Origin of the sequence: Bacillus sp. FSL R10-2780 (assembly GCF_038006125.1) — a bacterium.
Lineage (GTDB): Bacteria > Bacillota > Bacilli > Bacillales > Bacillaceae_G > Bacillus_A > Bacillus_A cereus_U.
Genome location: NZ_JBBOUQ010000001.1, coordinates 3,513,941 through 3,535,639, shown reverse-complemented (window position 1 = coordinate 3,535,639; position 21,699 = coordinate 3,513,941). Strand labels below are relative to the sequence as shown.

Here is a 21,699-nt window from a genome sequence, read left to right as displayed (position 1 = left end):
ATAGGGGTGGGGCTTTTTATATTTTAAAGGAGGAATATAAGATGAGTATTTTTATTGGAGGCGCTTGGCCGTATGCAAATGGTTCGTTGCATCTTGGGCATATCGCTAGTTTATTACCAGGAGATATTTTAGCGCGCTATTACCGGGCTAAAGGTGAGAATGTTTTGTATGTTTCAGGAAGTGATTGTAATGGAACACCGATTGCAATTAGAGCAAAACAAGAAGGGGTTACAGTAAAGAAAATAGCTGATCAATATCATGAGGAATTCGAGAGATGTTTTCATAATCTTGGTTTTACGTATGATTACTATACACGTACAGATAGTGAGCATCATCATGAAACTGTTCAAAAAGTCTTTTTACGACTATTAGAAGAAGGTTATATTTATAAAAAAGTTGTTGAACAAGCTTATTGCGAAACGTGTACGCAATTTTTACCGGATCGATATGTAGAAGGTATTTGTCCACATTGTCATGAAGCGGCGAGGGGTGATCAATGCGATGCTTGTTCCGCTATTTTAGATCCACTCGATTTGTTAGAAAAGAAATGTAAGTTATGTGGTAGTACGCCATCAGTACAGGAAACAGAGCATTTCTATTTTGCATTGCATAAATTTCAACAACAAATTAAAGAGGCTGTAGAAATTGCAAAGCAGAAAGGAACATGGCGCGACAATGCAATTCAATTAACAGAGAGATATTTAAAGGAAGGATTACAAGATAGGGCAGTGTCACGTGATTTACCAATAGGGGTACCAATTCCGGTGGAAGGATATGAAGATAAGAAAATTTACGTATGGATTGAAGCGGTGACAGGATATTATTCAGCGAGTAAACACTGGGCTGACGAAACAGAGAAAGCTGATCAAGAGTTTTGGGATAGAGATGCGAAAACATATTATGTACATGGTAAGGATAATATTCCGTTTCATTCAATCATTTGGCCAGCGGTATTACTTGGAATAGGAGAAGAAGCGATCCCGCGTCATATCGTTTCGAATGAGTATTTAACAGTAGAAAAAAGAAAGTTATCGACAAGTAAAAACTGGGCAGTATGGGTACCTGATATATTGGAACGCTATAATCCAGATTCTATTCGTTACTTTTTAACAGTAAATGCACCAGAAAATCGTGATACTGATTTTTCATGGCGTGAATTCATTTACAGTCATAATAGTGAACTATTAGGCGCATACGGGAACTTTGTGAACCGGACATTGAAGTTCATTGAAAAGTATTATGATGGCATTGTGCCAAAAGCAAATATTAATATAGAGCTGAGAGATAAGGTAGAAGGATTATATAAAAGTGTAGGAGAGGCGATTGAACAAACTAAATTTAAGGTGGCACTAGAAACAATATTTGATGCAGTACGCTTTGCAAATAAATACTTTGATGAAAAGCAGCCTTGGAAACAAAGAGAAGAGGACTCAGTTTCATGTGAGGAAACAATTTATAATTGTGTTTATCTGATAGCAAACTTTGCACAACTGCTTGAACCATTTTTACCGTTTTCAAGTGAAAGAGTTAGAAATACATTATCGAGTGTTAAAGTAAATTGGGAACCTCAAAACACGTTGCCAAACCGAATTGATAATGTACAGCCATTATTTGAGCGAATCGATGTAAAACAAATTGAACATGAGGTAGAGAAGTTATATGGAGCGGTAAAGTGAAATATAAGGAAAAGACCTTTCAAATAAATGAAAGGTCTTTTGTCATGCTGTATAACCCTCTTTCTTATCTTTTAAAAAGAAAAGCACAGCAAGGATTACGAGAATAATAGCCGCAATATCATATGTTATTTTGAAGGTAGAAATAAAGTTTAACATATCGTAACTTTATTCACATTTATATACAAGTTGATGTTTTCACGCACTATGCACACGATTATGTTTTTTTTCTTTCCTAGCAGTAAGTAGTTGTGGTGTAAAAATACCGAGTAATATAACCACAATCCCAATCCACTGCATTGGCGATACAACTTCATGAACAAGTGTAATAGAAGCGATAATTGCTGTTGGTAATTCAGCTGCACCTAATATTGTACCAAGTCCTGTTCCTACTTTTGGTACCCCAATTGAAAAACAAATGACAGGTATAATAACCCCGAACAGTCCAAGGAAGAAAGCGTATTTCCATAGGCCTGCTTGTAAGGTACCATCTGTTAAAAAGGTAGGCGGGAAAAATAAGCATACAATAAGAGTAGCACTCGTTGTCATAAGAAAGCTTTTCGTATAAGGCGGAACATCTGTAGCAACGCGCCCGCTTACAAATACATAGAATGAGAAAGAGACGGCAGCTAATAGTCCGAAAATAATACCTTTCGTCGAAAAGTTTTGTCCAAGGCCTTCAAATACTCCACCAGCAAACAATGTACCAGTAAATAAAATAATAATAGATATAACTTTCTCACGGCTTGGGAATGTTCGATTCGCAATCGCTTCGATGACTACACCAATCCAAGTGAACTGAAAGAGTAAAACGACAGCGATAGAGGCTGGCAATTCTTCTACGGAAATAGCATAGAAAATACCTGTCATGCTCATTGTTGTGCCGACTGTTAGTAACGAAAAGAATTGTTTTTTTGATACTTTATGACGTGAAAAGAACAGAACGAGTAAAAGGAGTCCAATCCATCCGAAGACATATTGTCCTCCTAGTAGTTGGTGTGATGAAAATCCTTCGATGAATCCGAGTTTAAAAATAGTTGAAAGTACGCCGTAGCTACAAGCGCCGAATAAAACTAGTAATGAATACTTAAATTTCTCCATGTGAAAACCTCCTTATATAAAGTGAAACTTTAATCAGTGGGGGTTTTGTTCATCCCCCACTGATTATTAGCCCGACTCCCACCTAACTTCTTTGCTCCAGCCGAATTTTGAGGTGGGAGTTTTAATGCCCTCAAATAGCGGGATAAATAAAAAACGCCCGTTATCCTAATAAGGACAACGGGCGAACGAAACAGAGACAGAGACTCTACAAAATTCCGCCACTCATACGAAGTATGAGTTTGGGGTATGAAATTATAGTAGTAGTTTACATTGCTTTTGGAAAGACAATTGAGCATTTTACACCTTGAGGTGTGTTTTGTATTCCATAAGGAAACTGATGTTTATCTAGTATTTGTTTTACAATATATAATCCAAGACCGCTACCTTGTACTAAACCGTTATTTCCAGGATTAGCGCGATAGAATGGCTCAAATAAATGAGCGAGTTTGTCCTCATCAATTTGTGAACCTGTATTTAATACTTCTAATGCGTAACCGTTCGGTTTTTCATAAAGCTTTATATATACATGCTGATGATCGATTGTATAGTGAATTGCATTTGAAATAATATTAAAAATAGCAGTTTGAATAAATTTAGGATCAGCTAAAATTTGTACGTCTTGTTTAATATTAGATTGAACATTTAATTGCTTTACAGATATAAAATAATCTACTTTCTTCATAACGTCCTCAATGATGTTAGATAGTGAAATAACTTCTAAATTCGGTTTGAATTGAGGATTTTGCATTTTGGATAATTCTGACATTTTTTCCGTTAATACGTTAATATCCTGCATCATCTCGTAGGAACGTTTTAAGTATTTATCTCTATCTTTGTAAGCACCGATTCCGTGAATCATGCCATCTAGTTGGCCCATAACGGCTGCGATAGGTGTTTTTAATTCATGGGATACCATAGACATAAATTCTTTGCGAGATTGTTCTAATTGTTGTTCTTTCTTGAGCTCATTTCGTAAATCTGTATTTGTTTCATGTAGATTCTTCACAATGGTTGGGACTTGTGAAGCGGCTACTTGCAAATTAAAATCTGTTTGATCTGTATTTTTGTTAGGTGATTGTTGATCTGAAAAGTCCAGATTTATAATATCTTTTAAAGTATCACTCATATATTGAAAAGGTTTGGCAATTAGTTTGGCATAAACTAAAGAACCGAGCAGAGATAATGCAAGCATTGTTGCACCAATATTTGGAGCTAATTGTTGCAAGGCATCTGCTAAACTAGGATTATCATGTGTTTCGTTTGTTTTCTTTGCTGCATTTTGTGTATGTAAGGAATCAGTGTTAGCGGCTATTTGTTCCGCTTTAGTATGTGATTCAGTTTTGTTACTTTCCTCCGAAAGATTTGCTACATTTTCTTTTGCTTTTGTAGTTTGGCTAGGTTGCAAAAGATGATTAATAGCCGTAGAGAGTGTTTTGAAATCTATAATAGATGACTGGAAATTTGAAATGCTACCCTCTGAAACAGCTTTATTCTGTTCTCTTTTATTTTGTTCGTTTTTCGTAACTGAATCCGCATGTTCCACAGTTTGAGTTTCAGGGTTTTTCGCATAACGCCCTTTATCATAGTTTAAAGCTAGAAAATAAATGATTTGATAAAGACAAATTGATAAAAGAACACAAAACAATAGGGTTTTGATGAAAATATTTTTGGTGATGTTATCCTTACTATGCTTCGATTTTGTAGCCAATGCCTTTCACCGTTTTAATATAAGTAATCCCTAATTTTTTCCTTAAATTTTTAATATGTGTATCTATAACTCTTACATCACCATAATGTTCATAGCCCCATACCTTATTTAACAAATCACTTCTTGATAATACTTTTCCTCGATTTTGTAACAACGTATATATAATCTCAAATTCTTTAGTTGTTAGTTCAATTTGATTACCATGAACATAAGCCGCATATGCTGTAGAATTTAACATCAATTCATGGAATTGTAGTATAGTTGCAGTTTCGGCTTCCTTCGTTGTTGTCCTTCTTAATACAGCTTCTACGCGTTTAATAAATACTGTGTAATGGAACGGTTTCGTAATATAGTCATCAATGCCTAACTCAAACCCTTTAATTTCACTCTCTTCATTATGTAAGCCTGTTAACATAATGATTGGTACATCAGACTGTCCTCGCATAATTTTACAAATACTATAACCATCTATATCCGGTAACATTACATCAAGGAGGACAAGGTCGTATGAATTTTTTTGGAAAAGAAGAATTCCCTCCGTTCCAGCACCAACCACATCAACGGTAAAATTTTGAGCAGTTAAAAATTCACGAATAAGTTCTTGTATATCTGGGTTGTCTTCAATCACCAGTATATGCGTCATAGTAACACCTCCTAAATAACGCTTTTTACTGCAATATTCGAATTCATCATTTTTCGGGTGACTCAGGTTGTATATACATATAATAAGCCCCCGCTATAAAATAATCATAAAAGTAGCAAGGGGAGTTGTTTATTGGAACTGAATATTTCAGTATTACAGTAGTTCTATTATAGTATGCAATGTAAAATTTATAAAACATTCTAACTGTATAATTTTAATATCTATGTTTATTAATGTTTTTATGCTATTTAGTGCAGTCTACTCTCATTATATATGCAAGTAGAGTTGTTTAGCTACTGTAAATGAATAAATAAAATAAGCCAAGATATAAAATTCTTGGCTACATGTAAATCTTGTTCATAGGTTATTTTACAGTGACAGTGGCACGTTCTTGAATACGTTCAAATAACCAATGTATATCATTGTTATACATGCGAATACAGCCAAGTGTTGTAGCTTTGCCAATCGCTTGATTGTTGTTAGTCCCATGAATCGCATACGTTGTTCCGTATGTTCCTGCCATATTTAATCCGAGCCAACGGTCACCAAGTGGATTACGTGGATCGCCGCCTTTAATATGTCCTGTATAATAAGGACGGTTTTTAATTTTATTTACCACTTGAAAAGTACCTTTAGGTGTAGGTGTTGCTGTTTTGCCAGTAGCGACAGTGAAGCTTTTTATAAACTTTCCATTTTGATAGAAATCCATTTTATTTAATTTCGTGTCAACGATAAGCTGTTCGTTAGTTGAAGCTGCTTCCGCAGACATATATGGAACAGTTAAAAAACCTAACGATAACATTATAGTTACTAGTAATTTTTTCATTGATATTCTCCTTTTACTATTTTAGTAGTATTACATGCAATGAATTTGTAATCCTCGTAATGCTTGATGTACGTTTTCATTTAGTGATTCAAAAAAAGTAGTGATTTTTGTATTATGTTTGTTGTTTTTATCAATGAGCAATCTTTCATTTAGTAAAAGCTCACCGTGTAGTCCGAAGCTCTGTACTTGAATACTCATTTCATCTTCTGTTTCAGAAATCATAGGTAAGAAATAGTGAAACGCTTTCGTTGGAATGATATAACTTTTTCCAATCATGCTTTCTTGATTAGAATTAGTCCATTTTTTCGTGACAATTTTAATATTCTTTTTAGAAACGACAAAAGATAGCGTTGTGGATTTTGTTAAACTTACGTCAAATTCATTTGTTTCACATATGTGTAAATTAAAAATCGTTTCATTTGGATGAGGTTCAATATTGGTATTAATAAAATCGTGCATTTTATAAGCTTCCATTCTTATTCTCCCTTTTTTCATTTTTAGAAAGCGATTTATATTTATTCAATTTAATGTTTAGGTAATATAGTAGTAAAAGTTTTCAACAAATTCCGATATAATCTTACAATACATATATGAAGCTAATATGAAGTTAGTATGAGTTTGTTATGGTTTTTTATAGAGAACAAAATGAGGCGATTTTCGAGTGCTAAAAACTGGATAAAATTTGTATATTAACGTCTCTCGCCATTGTAATAGGTAGGTGTCATCCCGTTTTAAAACGATAATTTATATAATTAAATAAAGAACAGAAAACTTTAGCAGGAGCCTTACAAAAATGTAATAAAAATGTAAGCTATTGTGATAGTTATTTCGACAATTTTTTTATACAATAATAGTAACAAGTTGTACGTGGATGAAAGGGGAGATGACATGGAATGGGTTCATGAATTATTTCAGCAATACGGGTATTATGTAGTACTTGTAGGTTTGCTGTTAGAATATATTGCACTTCCGTTTCCGGGAGAGCCAACATTAGCATATGCGGGGTTTTTAGCACAGAAGGGTGACCTAAGTTTACCTATTTTAATTATCCTATCCTTTATTGGGACAAGTGTAGGAATGACAATCCAATACTTTTTAGGAAATAAGCTTGGTATGCCTTTTGTTCAAAAATACGGGAAGTACGTATTTTTAACACAAAAAAAAATTGATTTAACGAGAATGTGGTTCGATAAGTATGGCTATTTTCTAATCTTTATCGGTTTCTTCATTCCTGGTGTACGTCATTTTACAGGATACTTTGCAGGTATCATTAACTTACCGTTTCGCCGCTTTGCGATTACAATTTATTCAGGTGCTTTATTCTGGGTATCATTCTTCTTAATTGGTGGCTACTGGTTAGGTGGTAACTTACATGATATTTTCGGATTACTGGGAGATCATATCGGTAAAATCATTTTCGGAGCTATTGTCATTGTAGCAATTACGTTAGGCATTCGTTTCCGCAAACAACTAAAACGAGTATTTTTACAAAACGCAAGTTAATATGGAATCCATTCTATGTCAGATTTAAGGGAGGCAGTGCAAAAGCACTGCCTTTTTTATTGTATTTTCCAGTTTGCTTTTATTTTTCCCTCGATACCGTAACCGGTCACTACTATATAATATGTTCCCGTTTTACTAGGTGAAAGTTCGTACGTATCGTTGCTTAGTATGGACATAGGTTCATATTTATCCCGCTATTTGCCGGGCAGTAAGACTCCCACCTCAAAATTCAGCTGAAGCAAAGAAGTTAGGTAGGAGTCGGGCTGCCCGTAAAAGCCCGATTGGTGAGGGCTAATAATCAGTGGGGGATGAACAAAACCCCCACTGATTAAAGTTTCACTTTATTAAATTCACTAGAAAAGCCAGTGCTATAACCTTGGTAGGTGCTATTTTCAGTAATAAGGAAGTTTACGTTGACCTCAATTATGTAGTTCTTAAAAATTATTATATACGTTATGTCTAGTATAATATATATCCATTTTTGACATGTATCTACGTCAAAATGACAATGATAATTGACATTTGAAAGGATATTATTTACAATTTTAATTAAATAAATGAAAAAGAGGTAAAGCATGAAGCTTCAAAATAGAGTGAGGGAATTTAGAGCAAAGCATCGTTTATCACAAGGTGAGTTAGGTAAAGCGATTGGTTCATCTCGGCAAACCATTAGTTTAATTGAGCGCGGAGATTATGCGCCGTCTATTGTGTTATCGCTAAAAATCGCACAAATTTTTGGAGAGCCAGTGGAGGAGATATTTATGTTAGTGGAGGGGGAAGAGGAAGATGGAGAGTAAGGAGAAGGGGAAAATGTCAGCTATATTTAAACTGTTAGTAGGAGCAGTATTTGGCGGGTTTATAGGGTATGCAGTAGGAGATATTGCAACAGAGGATACTAGCAAAATATCTTCTGTTGTTAGCATTGTTATGATGAGTTTATTTGGCGCAATAGCTATATATTATATTTGGGAGCGTACAAGAGCGCCCGCACAAACGAAAGATGAAGAGGAGAATGTTAAGGGAAGAAGATTAGGAATAGTACTTATTTATCTTCGAATAATGGAAATTGTTATTCCATCATGGTTTGTTTGCTCGATTATTTCTTTTTACCGAATGTATACAGTTGAAGGGAACTTATTCTTTGTAAGTGTAAGTACAGTGGCATCTGCAGTATGCTTCATCGCTATAACCTGGTTAGGATTTACAGTGAAGAAAAGGTATAACACTCTATATCCAGAACAGAGTGTCACGTATTCTCAGTCAATGGAAATGTGGGCAAAGAATGCAGATGAAGGGCAAAAGCAGATCGTTCATGAAGCCGGATATAAGGCATATCAATATACAAATATGACACTTGTTTGTGCATGGTTTGCGGCGATTGCGTATGCACTTTTAGATGGGAAAGATTTCTTTATGGTCATTATGATTTCGTTTGTTTGGGTATTACATGTTGGAACATATATGTACGAAATGCATAAAAAGATGATTTATTAAGGGGAGAGAAACGGTGGACATTTTAAGAAGACCTGCTTTTTCATTATTAGTTGCCTTCGTTTGCTCCGCTTTATACGGATTCATTCGAATAGAAAAAGTACAGCAAATTATAGAAATATGGGCCTTTTTCGGGATTGCATTGCTAGTGTTAGCTATTCATGAATTAGGGCATGTAATATGTGGTTTGATAGTAGGTTTGAAATTTAAGTTTATGACAGTAGGGCCTATTACTGTTCAAAAAGAAAAGGGAAAAATACGAATTCGAGAAAATAAAATATGGATGTATGTTGGTGGCGTCGCAATGTTAGTACCGCCTTCCACATACACACCGAACCTTTCGAAAAAATGGGCATGGATGACTTTAAGCGGACCATTAACGAGTTTCGTATTTGGCATTGTATCAGGTTATATATATATGGTGAGTTATTACCACATGCTTTTATACTTTTCTGTTTTACACCTTGCAATCTTTGTCGTCACAGCAATTCCAATAAAGGGAACGCTACTAAGCGATGGCATGCAATTTCTCATTTTAATTAAAGATGATGAAAAGGCTAGAGAGCATTTATACACGATTCAAGTATCGAGTGAGTTATTTAGTTACAAAAGACCGGAAGATTGGGATGAGAGATTAATAGAACTTAGTGAGGGGAAATTAAAAGAGGATAAAAGTATAAGCGAGATAATGAGTGGACTTATGCTTGTCTTTTATGCCCGAGCTGATCAAGAGGGAATGGAAAAAGCGATAGTGCATTTAGAGAAAATTGTGCAGTTACCTGTGACAAAAGAGAATAAATATTTTGTTGGTAGTTTTCATAGTTGGTATCTTTTATATAAAGTACTGTATCAGGAGGGAAATCTTTCCCTGCAAGAAGCGAAGGAACATGCAAAGGCAATTACAAAAATGGACTTAAATGGGTATTACCGCACACAAGGAATTATCAAATATTTAGAGCAAGACATAGAAGCCTTCCATATTTATATGAAGAAAGCAGATAAAGAGTTGAAGACCGCTGAGAAGAGTGAATTGGGATATTTAAAACTGGAGAGAGAATGGTTTGAGCGGTTGAAGGAGAGGGTATCTTACGATGGGTGAGGTATCCTCTTTTCTATATGTAATCTTCTGCCGTTCCATAAAAAGTTCGGGGCGAGTAAAATGAGGTAAGAAGAGCAAAGCTTGGAGGAATTATATATGGAAATTTTAGCGATTATTTTGTTAGTCTTGCTCATTTATGTAATTTTTAAAGTGACGTATGTAGCATTGAAAATACTTGCGATCCTGTTAGTTATCTTTTTAATCGTGGAGTTCGGTAGTAAGTTGCTTGGGGGATAGGGTATGTTGCACGTTTTGATTGTCGAAGGATGTCGTTAAATCGATATGTTGTGTCGAAACGTCGATATATTGAAAAAATCGTTGATATAGGTGGAGAAACGATCGATATATTTGAAAAATCGTTGATATATTTTAGTGAATAATGAGTGGGGTATGTGGGAAAGGAGTTGCCGTAAAGGTAACTTCTTTTTATTTTAGTGATGGGGTATTGAGTATAAGTAGGTTGCTGAAAATTGTCGGTAAATCGATATCCTGTGTCGAAACGTCGATATAATGAAAAAATCGCCGATATAATTGGAGAAACGGTCGATATAATCGAGGAATCGCTGATATATTTCGATAAATACCAAGCGGGGTATGCAAGCGTGGAGAATAGCAAACAAAAAAGCTGGAAGAGTATCTTCCAGCTTAAGAATTACTTTCAATTTGTTGACCATTTTCTTCTTCGTGGTCTTGTAGTAGGTTGAATACGTCTGCTAGGCAGAATGCGATAAACCAAGTCCATAGACCGTGGAAGAAAGCTGAGCTTAATTGAAGTGGTAATGTATAGTTTGTCATTGAGTAGGAAATACATCCGCCAACGATTCCGATCATTGTTAATAACATTGTTTTTTGAGCATTTTCTTCTGGATTGAAGAGGAAGAAAATGTATCCGCCTAAAATTGAAGCGCTTACAAGGGTTTCGATTCCATTAAAAATGATATTCTCTCCAAGCTCAGTGTTTGTCCAGAAACAGATTGCACCGCCGACGATGGCAAATAGGACAGCTAGTGTGTATCGTATATATTGATTCATATGTTCATCTCCTTATGTAATAAGATGATTTGGAAGTCAAAAAGGTAGGTATAGTATATTGAAGTGAATTTTAGTTGTACGTATCTTTTTATAAAAAGATCAGTGAAGAATAACTAAGATGAACGGCTTTTGGAAAACCGTTACGTGTATGGTGTCTGAAATATACCCGACTGCTCGTTTCTTTTTGCTTATAAAAATAAGAGAAACTTCCAAGTCTATATACTCTTTTTTGTAAGTCTGCTTTCATTATAACACATTTAGGGGCACAATTATAGAATTATCTGATTTTGTAATAAGTGTAAAAATTAAAAAGCGCAAGGAATTGTAGTTCCTTGCGCTTTTTTATATACGTTTGAAACGGCCGACAATTTCAACTGTTTCAGTAATGTTCATAAATGCTTTATTATCCACTTGGCGGATAATACGTTTCATTTCGCCCAACTCGTAGCGAGTTACGACAGTGTAAATCATTTTTTTCTTATGGTTTGTATAGCCGCCGACAGCATCTACCATTGTCACCCCACGTATGCCGTGATGTAATAGTGAGCTTTTTATTTCCTCACCTTTTTCTGTAATTGTCATTATCGTTAATTTAATATGTTTTGTATGCACGGCATCAATTACTTTGCTGACTACAAACCGACTAATTAACGTATAAAGCGTAATATCCCATCCGAAAATAAATCCTGCTGCAACAAGTAAGATTAAGTTGAATCCAAAGATGATTGCTCCAATTGAAACATCGCGATGTTTCGCTACAATCAATCCAACAACATCAAAACCACCTGTTGAAGAAGCAAATCGGAATATGATTCCTGAGGCAGCACCGCAGATGACACCACCGAATACAGAAGAAAGTAAAATATCGTCTGAGACTTGGTGTACTGGGATAATGTTCATCGCTAAAGATGATACAGCTACAAAGTATGCCGTTAAAAAGGTTGTCTTCTTTCCTAAGTAAAAGTGACTTAAAATAAGAAGCGGAATGTTTAGTAAAAAGATAAGTGCTCCGATATTGTAGTGCATTAAATAACCGATAATCATCCCTACACCAGCGAACCCACCGCTAATCATATTATGCGGGATAAAAAACATATTCATAGAAATTGCATACAAAATAGAAGCTATAAAAATAACAACTAACTGTATCATAAATTCTAAGTGAAATGTTTTAGCTGCTGGGAAGGATAAAAAGGCGGTGTCGGGAACGTAATCGGCGTCTCCTAGTTGACCCATAGTATGTTTCATCTCCATATTCATTTTTGATTACAAGAAGAGAATAAAGCTTTTTTCAAAAACTGGCAATAGTTTTATTATAATACAAAAATTTTATAAATTTCTAACAAATTAAACCTATTCAAAGATACGTGTGAATATACTAAAGAAAGCGAATACATTAGTTTTCTAGCATAATTTTTTGAGAAAATATGCAAAAAAACTTTTGAGAACAAAAGGAAATAGAGAATGTTTGTGGAATGTGCTAAAATGACTTTATTAAGGATGTGAAGCAATGGAATTTTTATTGCAGGATGCAATTCTATATATATCGTTTGTAACGACGGCGCTTTGTTTATTAGAAGTTTTCTTTCTTGCTAACGTTTCTCGCTTTGTGCGTCAGCAAGCATCGAACGGTAGACAGAGAGCGTTTAAACTAGTTGATACGTGTGAAGAGGGTACAAGAAATGTACCGCTATTTTCTATTTTTTATAAATATGGAATGATTCGTTCTGTCCGCAGACAAGAATCGAGTGGAGAGAGTGACGAGGTAGGTCCGTATACACCAATGTTTCGCTAATTAATTACGAAACATTGGAGGAATGAACATGTTAAAATCATACCGAGCTAGGCTCATTAGTTTATCATTATTACTTGTTTTTGTTTTATCTGGCTGCAGTAATGCAGGTACAATTGATTCACATAGTACGGGAATTTGGAACCATTATTTCGTATATCCAATCTCATTTATGATTCAATTTGTTGCTCATCATATACCTGGAGCTAGCTTCGGGATTGCAATCATTATCATTACGCTTGTTGTTCGTTCAGCGATGATTCCATTAGCTGTTTCGCAATATCGTAGCCAAGCGAAAATGAAAAAAATGCAACCTGAATTACAGAAGCTGAAACAGAAATACGGTGATGTGGGTAAAGATCTTGAAAAACAAAAGCAGTATCAAAAAGAAATGTCAGAACTAATGAAATCAGGCGGTTGGAATCCGTTAGCTGGGTGCTGGCCAATCTTTATACAAATGCCGATTTTCTCTGCTTTGTATTATGCGATTAGCCGAACTGAAGAGATTCGTACATCTTCATTTTTATGGGTGAACCTAGGACATGCAGATCCATATCATATATTACCGATTATCGCAGCATTAACAACATTTATTCAAATGAAGGTGTTCCAATCAAATATAACGCCTGGAGAGCAAGTACAAATGCTGAAAATACAGCAAATTATGATGCCAGCAATGATTTTGTTTATGGGTATTGCGGCACCATCAGGACTTGTGCTGTACTGGATTACAGGTAATTTATTTACAATGACACAAACAATTGTATTAAGAAAAGTAATGGAACGTGAAGAAGTACAATTACAAAATGCATAGAGAAACACCGCTCATGATGAGCGGTGTTTTTTTGTCCCGATTGGTTTGGGCTAATAATTAGTGGAGGATGGACAAATCCCCCCACTAGTTAAAGTTTCACTTTATTTAAATCGTTAAGGAAATTTTAAGAAACCAACATTACTATAGGCGTTGTATACGAAAGTGTACATGCTTTAGAAATATGAAGGAGGAAATTTCCTATGAAGAAAAAAACATTTGGGTATGTAGCAATTGCAGGTGCTTTATCATTTGGAATTATAGGAGGAGCTTGCATACCAGCGTTTGCGGCAACTAATACTCCAGCAGCTGAGCAAGTTACAAAAGGAACTGCAAAGAAGAATTTAGATGAGGCGACAAAACAAAAAGTAAAAACGATTATGGACGATACAAAGAAACAGTTAGAGGAACTAGGTGTGAAATTCCCAGAGAAGGGTAATCGCAAGGAAATGTTTGCGGGATTAGATGATCAGGCGAAAGAAAAAGCGAAGTCGATTTTAGAGAAAGGGAAGTCTGGAACATTAACTCGTGAGCAAGTGAAAGAGAAATTGAAAGAGTTAGGCGTAAACCTTCCAGGGAAAGGTAAGCACAAGGACATGTTTACAAACTTAGATGAGGCGACGAAAGAAAAAGCGAAATCGATTTTAGAGAAAGGGAAGTCTGGAACATTAACTCGTGAGCAAGTGAAAGAGAAATTGAAAGAGTTAGGCGTAAACCTTCCAGAGAAAGGTAAGCACAAGGACATGTTTGCAAACTTAGATGAGGCGACGAAAGAAAAAGCGAAGTCGATTTTAGAGCAAGAAAAATCCGGAGCATTAACACGTGAGCAAGTGAAAGAGAAATTGAAAGAGTTAGGCGTAAACCTTCCCGAGAAAGAGAAGCATGAAGACATCTTTACGGGATTAGATGAAGCGACAAAAGAAAAAGCGAAAGCGATTCTAAAAAATGAAAAGAAACAATTAGCGGAATTAAATGTCGATCTTCCAAATCATAAATTTTTCATGAAAAAAGATGATAAATAATTGAACTATGCCGTATCTTTCGTGTGGGCAACCGAAAGGTACATATGTGAGGAGGCTGTCTTTGGAACAGCTTCCTCTTATTATGTAGGTTGCTATCGTTGTCGTTTTTTGTTGGGAAGTCGATATAATTTCATTCACCAGATCACGTTGTTCACGAGAGAGCAAATTAGAGAAAAATGGTAACTTCTGTTATAATATAAGGAGAGAAATATTTCTTATGTTATATAAAAAATATATTGATTTTTTCTAACAATTCAATATAATGAACAATAACTACAAAATTCGACATCAAGAAGTGATGATGAGGACATGATCAATTTTTTACGATTCTCAGAGAGGGAGGCCTTTGGCTGTGAGCTTCCTAATACGGGAAAATCGATTACCACCTCTGAACTGCAGCAGTGAACGGATATCTAGTAATTGCTTGCCGGCAAAAACCGTTATTTAGACTTGAGAAATTGGTGAAGTGTGTCACTTTACTAATTGAAACAAGGGTGGAACCACGAATACAACACTCGTCCCTTTTTTAGGGAGGAGTGTTTTTTTATTTCATTTTTGCATCACACTAGAATTGGAAGGAGGATACGCAGCATGCATCATGATGAGAAAAACAAAATTGGTTTAACAGTGGCACTTTCTATCGTAGTAGGAACTATTATTGGGTCTGGTGTGTTTATGAAACCAGGGAGCGTATTAGATTACTCAGGGAGTTCTAATATGGCTATTTTTGCTTGGGTAATTGGCGGTCTGTTGACGTTAGCAAGTGGTTTAACAGTAGCCGAAATTGGAGCGCAAATTCCCAAAAATGGTGGGTTGTATACGTATTTAGAGGAGATTTACGGAAGTTTTTGGGGGTATTTATCTGGCTGGATGCAAACAATTGTTTATGGACCAGCTATTATTGGAACGTTAGGTTTGTATTTTAGTTCTTTAATGATCAATTTTTTCTATTTAGATAAAGTCTGGAATTTACCAATCGCAATTGGAACAGTTGTGTTCCTAGGCGTTATAAATAGTTTGGGAACAAAATATGGGGGCATCGTCCAAACGGTTACGACAGTTGGGAAGATGATTCCAATTATATTAATTGTTGTGCTAGGGTTTTGGAAAGGGAATAGTGATATCTTCAACGTAGTTGTACCGATATCAGAAAATCAAAGTATCGGGATGGCAATTTTAGCAACTTTATTTGCCTATGATGGTTGGATTTTACTTGCTTCTATTGGCGGAGAAATGAAGAACCCAACAAAGTTATTACCAAAGGCAATGACAATTGGGATTTTAATTGTAACAGCTGCTTACGTATTAATTAACTTAGCGTTACTAAATGTATTACCAGCAGCGAAAATTGTGGACCTTGGAGAAAACGCAACGGCGACAGCTGCGGGCATGTTACTTGGAGAATATGGCGGGAAAATTATTAGTATTGGTATTATCATTTCTATTTTCGGCTGTTTAAATGGAAAGATTTTAACGTTCCCACGTATTCCGATGTCGATGGCAGAGCGTGGACACCTTCCGTTTTCTAAGTTTATCGCAAAGGCACACGAGAAGTTTAAAACACCAGCGAATGCGATTACTGTTGAAATCATATTAGGAATTATTTTAATGCTTATTAGTGATCCGAATAAGCTATCTGAGATTTCCGTATTCATTATTTATATTTTCTATGTAATGACGTTTATTGGTGTCTTCATTTTAAGAAAGCGTAACAAGGATAAAGAGCGTGCATATAGTGTACCGTTATTCCCGATTGTACCAATCGTTGCGATTTTAGGATCGTTGTTTGTACTTGGAAGTGCGATTATTAACGACCCGGTAAGTTGCTTCTTATCAATTGGAATTGTATTTACAGGACTTCCGGTGTATTGGTATTTAAATAAGAAGAAAGAAACTGGAGTTTAATGATTGAAGGCAGGCGTATAATACGCCTGCTTTTTTGCTGTAAAAAAATTGTACTTGCGTCCACTTTCTCTTTTGGTTACTATAATGGTAGTAACCAAAAGAGAAAGTGTGGGGAAAGACTTGAATTTTCGTGTGTATATTTTAGCTATTGCGGCTTTTGTAGTCGGAACGGTTGAGCTAATTATAGGAGGAACGCTTGATTTAGTTGCCAATGATTTAGGTGTGTCGATTAGTGCAGCTGGTCAGCTTATTACAATATTTTCAGTAGTATTCGCTCTATCAGGGCCAGTTTTATTAGCATTAACAGGCAAGTTTGAAAGAAAGAAATTGTATGTTGTGGCATTATCAATTTTCTTAATTGGAAATATCATTTCGGCATTTAGTGTGAATTATGAGATGTTGATGTTTTCAAGGGTAATTTGTGCGGCGAGTGGATCGCTTATTATTGCACTATCTGTAACACTTGCTTCTAGTGTAGTAGAACCGCATTTTCGTGCGCGTGCAATTGGGATCATTTTTATGGGGATTAGCGGATCACTCGTACTTGGAGTACCGCTCGGTCTTGTACTCGGAAATGCATACGGATGGCGTGCGCCATTTGTATTAATTTCGATATTAACTGTTATGGCGATCGCTTGTATCTCATTATTCTTAACGAAAGTACCACCGACATCGGTATTATCAATAAGAGAACAAATCGCTACGTTAAAGGATAAAAAAATTGTAAGTGCACAGTTAACATCATTTTTATTTTTAACGGGTCATTTAACGCTATATGCATATTTAACACCGTTTTTAAAAGATGTCATGCATGTTGAATCAAATTGGATTAGTGTGTTTTACTTCATTTTCGGGATTGCAGCGGTACTTGGAGGTGGCCTTGGAGGCTGGCTTGCTGATAAATGGGGATCGAAGAAAAGTATTATTTCCATCATTATCGTATTTGCATGTGCAATCTTTATGTTGCCGATGATGACATTCTCATTCCCGCTCTTTATTATTATGATGGGACTGTGGAGTATGCTGAGCTGGGCGATTTCACCAGCGCAGCAAAACTATTTAATTGAAATTGCACCAGAATCAGCTGGTATTCAGCAAGGTTTAAATAACTCTGCACTTCATTTAGGGATTGCACTCGGTTCAACAGTGGGCGGAGTTGTTATTGAAAGATCATCTGTTATATATAACGCTTGGGTAGGTGGCGTTTTCATTATATTGGCACTGCTTTGTGCGATTTTCTCTATTACGAGAGGACGCTCGAATCAGCTTACGAAAGAAGAATCTATCGTTTGATAGGTTCTTTTTTTTGTGTAAAAAATTGCAGGGGTTAGTAGAGAAATGAAGAAGGAAGTATATAGCGGGGTGATAGTATATGGATTATTCAATTATTGGTTTTATATTCACAGTACTTCCGTTATTTGTGATTGTTTTTGTATTTAGATGGGTTCGTTTCCTCTATCAAAATTCAGAGAAACAAGTGGAGCAAAATGAGAAGATTATTGAGCTTTTGATGGAGCTAAAGGAGCAAAAAAAATCGTAAAATGGTCTATTCGTTTGGGTGTAAACTTTACAAAACGTACACATAAAGAATGACCGTTCTGTATTTACAAATCAAAACCATCCGAAAAACCAACTACATAAAATTGAATTAGCGAAAGCGTAAAAAAAGAGCTGTACCAAATGAGTATGTAAAACTCCTTTTGGTACAGATTTTTTTATGTGAGAAATTACTATAGGAATGTATTAATACCTCAATTTCATCAACAAACTCTTAATTTCCTCATCTTCCATAAAGAGATCATGGTGCTTCTCTGTAATCTTCGCAAGTGCAACGTCATGATAGAAGAACTCCGTAAAGAACTTCACGAAAGGTTGTGACATTGTTTTCATCGCTTGCCATGATTCTTGCTCTACACCAGCAAATAAAATTTCACGATCGTCAACGATGAGTAGTAAGTAACGCTCTAATGCGTTAGGTTCTTGAGCTGGGATTAAAAAATGCATGTTTTCTAAGTCTGTTTCCACTTTTCCAACTATGAGGGACTCGACTTGGACGCCTTGTTTTGCTTTTTGTTCTAGTAAAGGAAGATATTCTAAAAGGGTATCGTTCCATGCTGAGATACGTATGGATTCTTTGGCATCTTCTATAAGTTGCCTACTTTGTACTTTAATAGAAGACTGCATTTTTAAACTCCAAACGCGGTCATCTGTAAATGACTTTTTAGAAATATTATTTTCAAGTTCTTGAATATTAGATTGGAATTCTGTCGTTAACTTTTCAATTGCTAGCTTGAGTGGTAATGCTGTATACAATTTTTTCTTTTCAGAAACAGAATCCATTACCATCCCTTTATCAATGAGTCGTGCTAACACTTCGTATATTTTTGCTTTTGGAACACCTGAATGTTTAACGATAGTTGTTGCATCTAATGGGTCATTGCTTGATACGACAACTTCATAAGCTTGGCTTTCATATTGTGAGAAACCGAATTTTTGTAGCATAGTTCCCTCCGAACGAATGAGATTATATGTTAAGGATAATGAACTATTTGTTTTTACACAAGTGTCGAGATAATAACTAAGCTGATTGAAATGAGAATAAATTTCAATTTTTTAAACTATATGGATTGAGCTTTCTGATTTATCCATTATACTTAATATAGTGATTAACATAATTAGATTTCATCGAGAAGGGGATGCTTGAGGGAAGATGTTGAGAAGTTTACGTTTAAAAATTGCAGTAGTATTTTCGGTACTTATTTCTATGATGTTTGTAATATTAGGTACAGCTGTGTATCAATTGCAAAAAGAGAAAGAAACGCACTCCTTAGACCAGTATTCTGAAAATACGATGGATCTTGTGACAGAGCAGTTAACTGCATTTATGCAGCGAATTGAAGAAGATATGGGGCATTATGGAACTCATGATGATATTCAAAACATGCTACAAGATGGGGTTACCCCAGAAGAGGAGAGTTTTATTTTAAAGGAATTTTCAAGGTTTAAAAAGAATCATCCTGATATTTTAGATGTCTACATAGGGACGAAAGATAAAAAAATGTTGAGTGCAAATCTTGCTGATGGGGGAAAAGTACCTGAAGGATATGATCCAACAAGTCGTCCGTGGTATAAAACATCCGAAGCAGATACAAAATCGATTATTTGGGGACAACCACAATATGAAATCGCGACAGGTAAGTTAAGTATTGGAGTTTCAAAAGCCATTGTCGGGCAAGATGGTTCTGTGTTAGGGGTTGTTGCAATGGATGTATCGCTAGGAACGATTCAGAAGTTGCTCCATAATATTCAATATAATAATGGCGGAGAAATGTTTATTGTAAATGATAAAAATATTGCCATTGTGTACCCGGAGAAAGTAGGAAAAGATGTTTCGAAAGAACCACTTGTTAAAAGCTTAAATAAAGATGAAACGAAATTTGCGGCGGCGACATTAGGCGGAAAAGATGTAGTAGCTTATAGTCAATTGTTTGATAAGATGAAATGGAAAATCGGGATTGTATATCCGAAAGAGTCCATTGATAACTTACTAATAGAAACAAGAAATACGGTTATTTTAACGGCGTGTATAAGTTTATTAATTGGAATAGTTGCATCATATATATTCTCAAGAAGATTAGCAAGACCATTACAACTATTAACAAATCACGTTCAAAAAGTAGCGGAAGGTGATTTAACACTACAAATGAAGGTGACAAGTAAAGATGAGGTTGGTACGCTTACGACTCACTTTAATGATATGGTTGAGCAAATGAATGAAATGGTAAGTAAAATTAAAAATAGTGTATCGACAGTACAGCAATCGACTCACAATCTGCATTATTTAACGAATGAAACTGTAGCAGCTAGTAGAGAAGTTTCAGGTGCAATGGATGATGTGAGCGGAGGCGCGTCTACTCTTGCTAATAGTGTAGAGGAGGTTTCAGCGCAACTTGAAAATATGGCGCAGTCGATGGAAGAAATGAATAGTTCCGTTGGTGAAATAAAGGGAGTGACTGGCAAGGCGGAAGAAGCATCTAAGCAGGGACTCAATACGATGCGGAATTTAGTTCGTACAAGAGAACAATCATCTTCTATCGTTGTTCATACGGAAGAAGCATCCGGTAAGTTAGAGCAAAGGGTTGGATCGATTCAAAATGTGGTAGAACTTATAAAAGGTCTTTCGGATCAAACGAATTTACTGGCTTTAAATGCTTCAATTGAAGCAGCACGTGCAGGTGAGCAAGGTAAGGGCTTTGCTGTTGTTGCGGAAGAGGTTCGAAAATTAGCTGAACAATCAAAAGAGGCAACGAGTGAGATTGCAATAATGATTAGCGATGTGCAGTTAGAAGTAAAACGAGTTGTAGAAGTTGTAAGTAAATTGAAAGACATTGCGGATGTACAAAAAAAAGTTACGACAGAGGCAGAGGCTGAATTCCGCACAATTATGTCAGTTGTAAGCACAATTAGTACATCAGTTGGAAAAATTGTAGAAGAGGTAAATAACATAGGTCACGAGCAAGAAGACATTACAGAAGTTATGCAAACAATTGCTAGCACAAGTCAAGAGAGCGCGGCTGTTTCTGAAGAGGTAAATGCAGCAACTGAGTCACAAGTGAATCATTTAGAAAAAGTAGCTCATACGATGGAAAGTTTGACAGAGAATATGCAGGACTTAGAGAGAGTGGTTGAGCAGTTTAAAGTAGAAGAGTAACGTATTAGTAAAATGATGAGGATTTCGGTAAAATAGATAATGGATATATAAGAAGCAGTTATAGGAGGAAGATTATTATGGCAATTGTTGATGTATCGATTATTCCAGTAGGAACAGGTAATCCAAGTGTTAGTGAATATGTAGCAGAAGTACAAAAGGTGCTAGAGAAAAATGCTGATCGCGTGAAGTATCAATTAACACCGATGAATACAGTAATTGAAGGAGATCTTCCTGTCATTTTAGAAGTCATTCAACAAATGCATGAAGTTCCATATACGAAAGGTGCACAGCGCGTTGCGACAACAATTCGTATCGATGATCGTCGTGATAAAGTAAGCACAATGGAGAAGAAATTAAACTCTGTTCGATCAAAATTATAAGA

General features: G+C 35.7%; 22 protein-coding genes and 1 other annotated feature. Of the genes, 14 read left to right on the top strand and 8 right to left on the bottom strand.

The features are described 5' to 3' along the window. The first annotated feature begins 41 nt into the window (after positions 1-41). Complete coding sequence (gene metG / locus NSQ47_RS18580) at positions 42-1,676, top strand: methionine--tRNA ligase (protein ID WP_341037626.1); 1,635 nt, start codon at positions 42-44, stop codon at positions 1,674-1,676. 195 nt (positions 1,677-1,871) lie between these two features. Here metG and NSQ47_RS18575 read toward each other — a convergent pair whose 3' ends face one another. The 5 genes from NSQ47_RS18575 to NSQ47_RS18555 all read right to left on the bottom strand — a co-directional run bounded on the left by NSQ47_RS18575 (position 1,872) and on the right by NSQ47_RS18555 (position 6,425). Further along, positions 1,872-2,774, bottom strand: a complete 903-nt coding sequence (locus tag NSQ47_RS18575) for an EamA family transporter (protein WP_016106558.1) — start codon at positions 2,772-2,774, stop codon at positions 1,872-1,874. 265 nt (positions 2,775-3,039) lie between these two features. Then, on the bottom strand, positions 3,040-4,482 hold the full coding sequence (locus NSQ47_RS18570) for a sensor histidine kinase (protein WP_341037625.1): 1,443 nt from the start codon (positions 4,480-4,482) through the stop codon (positions 3,040-3,042). Continuing rightward, the gene (locus NSQ47_RS18565) at positions 4,460-5,125 is read right to left on the bottom strand and encodes a response regulator transcription factor (protein WP_002159964.1); all 666 of its coding nucleotides are present in this window, start codon (positions 5,123-5,125) and stop codon (positions 4,460-4,462) included. Before NSQ47_RS18565 ends, NSQ47_RS18570 begins: the two co-directional genes overlap by 23 nt. Before the next feature lie 364 nt (positions 5,126-5,489). Beyond that, positions 5,490-5,951 carry a L,D-transpeptidase gene (locus tag NSQ47_RS18560; RefSeq protein WP_002112718.1) on the bottom strand — a complete coding sequence of 154 codons (462 nt, stop codon included), beginning with the start codon at positions 5,949-5,951 and terminating at the stop codon, positions 5,490-5,492. Positions 5,952-5,981: 30 nt separating this feature from the next. Then, positions 5,982-6,425 carry a DUF3978 family protein gene (locus tag NSQ47_RS18555; RefSeq protein ID WP_341037624.1) on the bottom strand — a complete coding sequence of 148 codons (444 nt, stop codon included), beginning with the start codon at positions 6,423-6,425 and terminating at the stop codon, positions 5,982-5,984. Positions 6,426-6,839: 414 nt separating this feature from the next. On the opposite strand from NSQ47_RS18555, the gene NSQ47_RS18550 reads away from it, so the two are divergent. The 5 genes from NSQ47_RS18550 to NSQ47_RS18530 all read left to right on the top strand — a co-directional run bounded on the left by NSQ47_RS18550 (position 6,840) and on the right by NSQ47_RS18530 (position 10,281). Next, on the top strand, positions 6,840-7,454 hold the full coding sequence (locus NSQ47_RS18550) for a DedA family protein (protein WP_016106555.1): 615 nt from the start codon (positions 6,840-6,842) through the stop codon (positions 7,452-7,454). A gap of 575 nt (positions 7,455-8,029) precedes the next feature. Next, on the top strand, positions 8,030-8,251 hold the full coding sequence (locus NSQ47_RS18545; protein WP_002159968.1) for a helix-turn-helix transcriptional regulator: 222 nt from the start codon (positions 8,030-8,032) through the stop codon (positions 8,249-8,251). Then, entirely contained in the window at positions 8,241-8,948 is a 708-nt protein-coding gene (locus tag NSQ47_RS18540) for a DUF3169 family protein (protein ID WP_341037623.1), read from the top strand. Before NSQ47_RS18545 ends, NSQ47_RS18540 begins: the two co-directional genes overlap by 11 nt. Before the next feature lie 13 nt (positions 8,949-8,961). After that, positions 8,962-10,044, top strand: coding sequence for a M50 family metallopeptidase (locus NSQ47_RS18535; protein ID WP_341037621.1), 1,083 nt, complete (start codon positions 8,962-8,964; stop codon positions 10,042-10,044). 96 nt (positions 10,045-10,140) lie between these two features. After that, positions 10,141-10,281: a DUF3985 family protein gene (locus NSQ47_RS18530; RefSeq protein ID WP_002159971.1), complete on the top strand. Its 141-nt coding sequence runs from the start codon at positions 10,141-10,143 to the stop codon at positions 10,279-10,281. Between the two features lie 408 nt (positions 10,282-10,689). Here the strand turns inward: NSQ47_RS18530 and NSQ47_RS18525 are convergent, their stop codons facing one another. Next, positions 10,690-11,076, bottom strand: a complete 387-nt coding sequence (locus tag NSQ47_RS18525) for a DUF3938 domain-containing protein (protein ID WP_002112709.1) — start codon at positions 11,074-11,076, stop codon at positions 10,690-10,692. A gap of 342 nt (positions 11,077-11,418) precedes the next feature. Continuing rightward, on the bottom strand, positions 11,419-12,312 hold the full coding sequence (locus tag NSQ47_RS18520; protein WP_002145016.1) for a YitT family protein: 894 nt from the start codon (positions 12,310-12,312) through the stop codon (positions 11,419-11,421). Positions 12,313-12,586: 274 nt separating this feature from the next. On the opposite strand from NSQ47_RS18520, the gene NSQ47_RS18515 reads away from it, so the two are divergent. From NSQ47_RS18515 to NSQ47_RS18490, 6 genes are all read left to right on the top strand, one after another. Further along, positions 12,587-12,871 (top strand): hypothetical protein, encoded by a 285-nt coding sequence (locus NSQ47_RS18515; protein ID WP_002112708.1) that lies wholly within the window; start codon positions 12,587-12,589, stop codon positions 12,869-12,871. 28 nt (positions 12,872-12,899) lie between these two features. Next, a complete protein-coding gene (locus tag NSQ47_RS18510) occupies positions 12,900-13,682 on the top strand; it encodes a membrane protein insertase YidC (RefSeq protein ID WP_002112707.1) in 783 nt (260 codons plus the stop codon). Between the two features lie 200 nt (positions 13,683-13,882). Next, complete coding sequence (locus NSQ47_RS18505) at positions 13,883-14,701, top strand: hypothetical protein (RefSeq protein ID WP_341037620.1); 819 nt, start codon at positions 13,883-13,885, stop codon at positions 14,699-14,701. A gap of 289 nt (positions 14,702-14,990) precedes the next feature. Then, positions 14,991-15,227: a binding site (T-box leader), on the top strand. A gap of 65 nt (positions 15,228-15,292) precedes the next feature. Next, positions 15,293-16,606: an APC family permease gene (locus NSQ47_RS18500; protein ID WP_002159975.1), complete on the top strand. Its 1,314-nt coding sequence runs from the start codon at positions 15,293-15,295 to the stop codon at positions 16,604-16,606. A gap of 84 nt (positions 16,607-16,690) precedes the next feature. Further along, on the top strand, positions 16,691-17,899 hold the full coding sequence (locus NSQ47_RS18495) for an MFS transporter (protein WP_341037619.1): 1,209 nt from the start codon (positions 16,691-16,693) through the stop codon (positions 17,897-17,899). A 79-nt stretch (positions 17,900-17,978) separates the two neighbouring features. Next, positions 17,979-18,146: a hypothetical protein gene (locus NSQ47_RS18490; protein ID WP_341037618.1), complete on the top strand. Its 168-nt coding sequence runs from the start codon at positions 17,979-17,981 to the stop codon at positions 18,144-18,146. Between the two features lie 203 nt (positions 18,147-18,349). Here the strand turns inward: NSQ47_RS18490 and NSQ47_RS18485 are convergent, their stop codons facing one another. Then, the gene (locus NSQ47_RS18485) at positions 18,350-19,108 is read right to left on the bottom strand and encodes a TrmB family transcriptional regulator (protein WP_215569409.1); all 759 of its coding nucleotides are present in this window, start codon (positions 19,106-19,108) and stop codon (positions 18,350-18,352) included. A gap of 208 nt (positions 19,109-19,316) precedes the next feature. Here NSQ47_RS18485 and NSQ47_RS18480 point away from each other — a divergent pair, with 208 nt between their 5' ends. Continuing rightward, the gene (locus tag NSQ47_RS18480; RefSeq protein ID WP_341037617.1) at positions 19,317-21,317 is read left to right on the top strand and encodes a methyl-accepting chemotaxis protein; all 2,001 of its coding nucleotides are present in this window, start codon (positions 19,317-19,319) and stop codon (positions 21,315-21,317) included. 77 nt (positions 21,318-21,394) lie between these two features. Further along, entirely contained in the window at positions 21,395-21,697 is a 303-nt protein-coding gene (locus NSQ47_RS18475) for an MTH1187 family thiamine-binding protein (RefSeq protein WP_001018862.1), read from the top strand. Positions 21,698-21,699 lie beyond the last annotated feature (2 nt).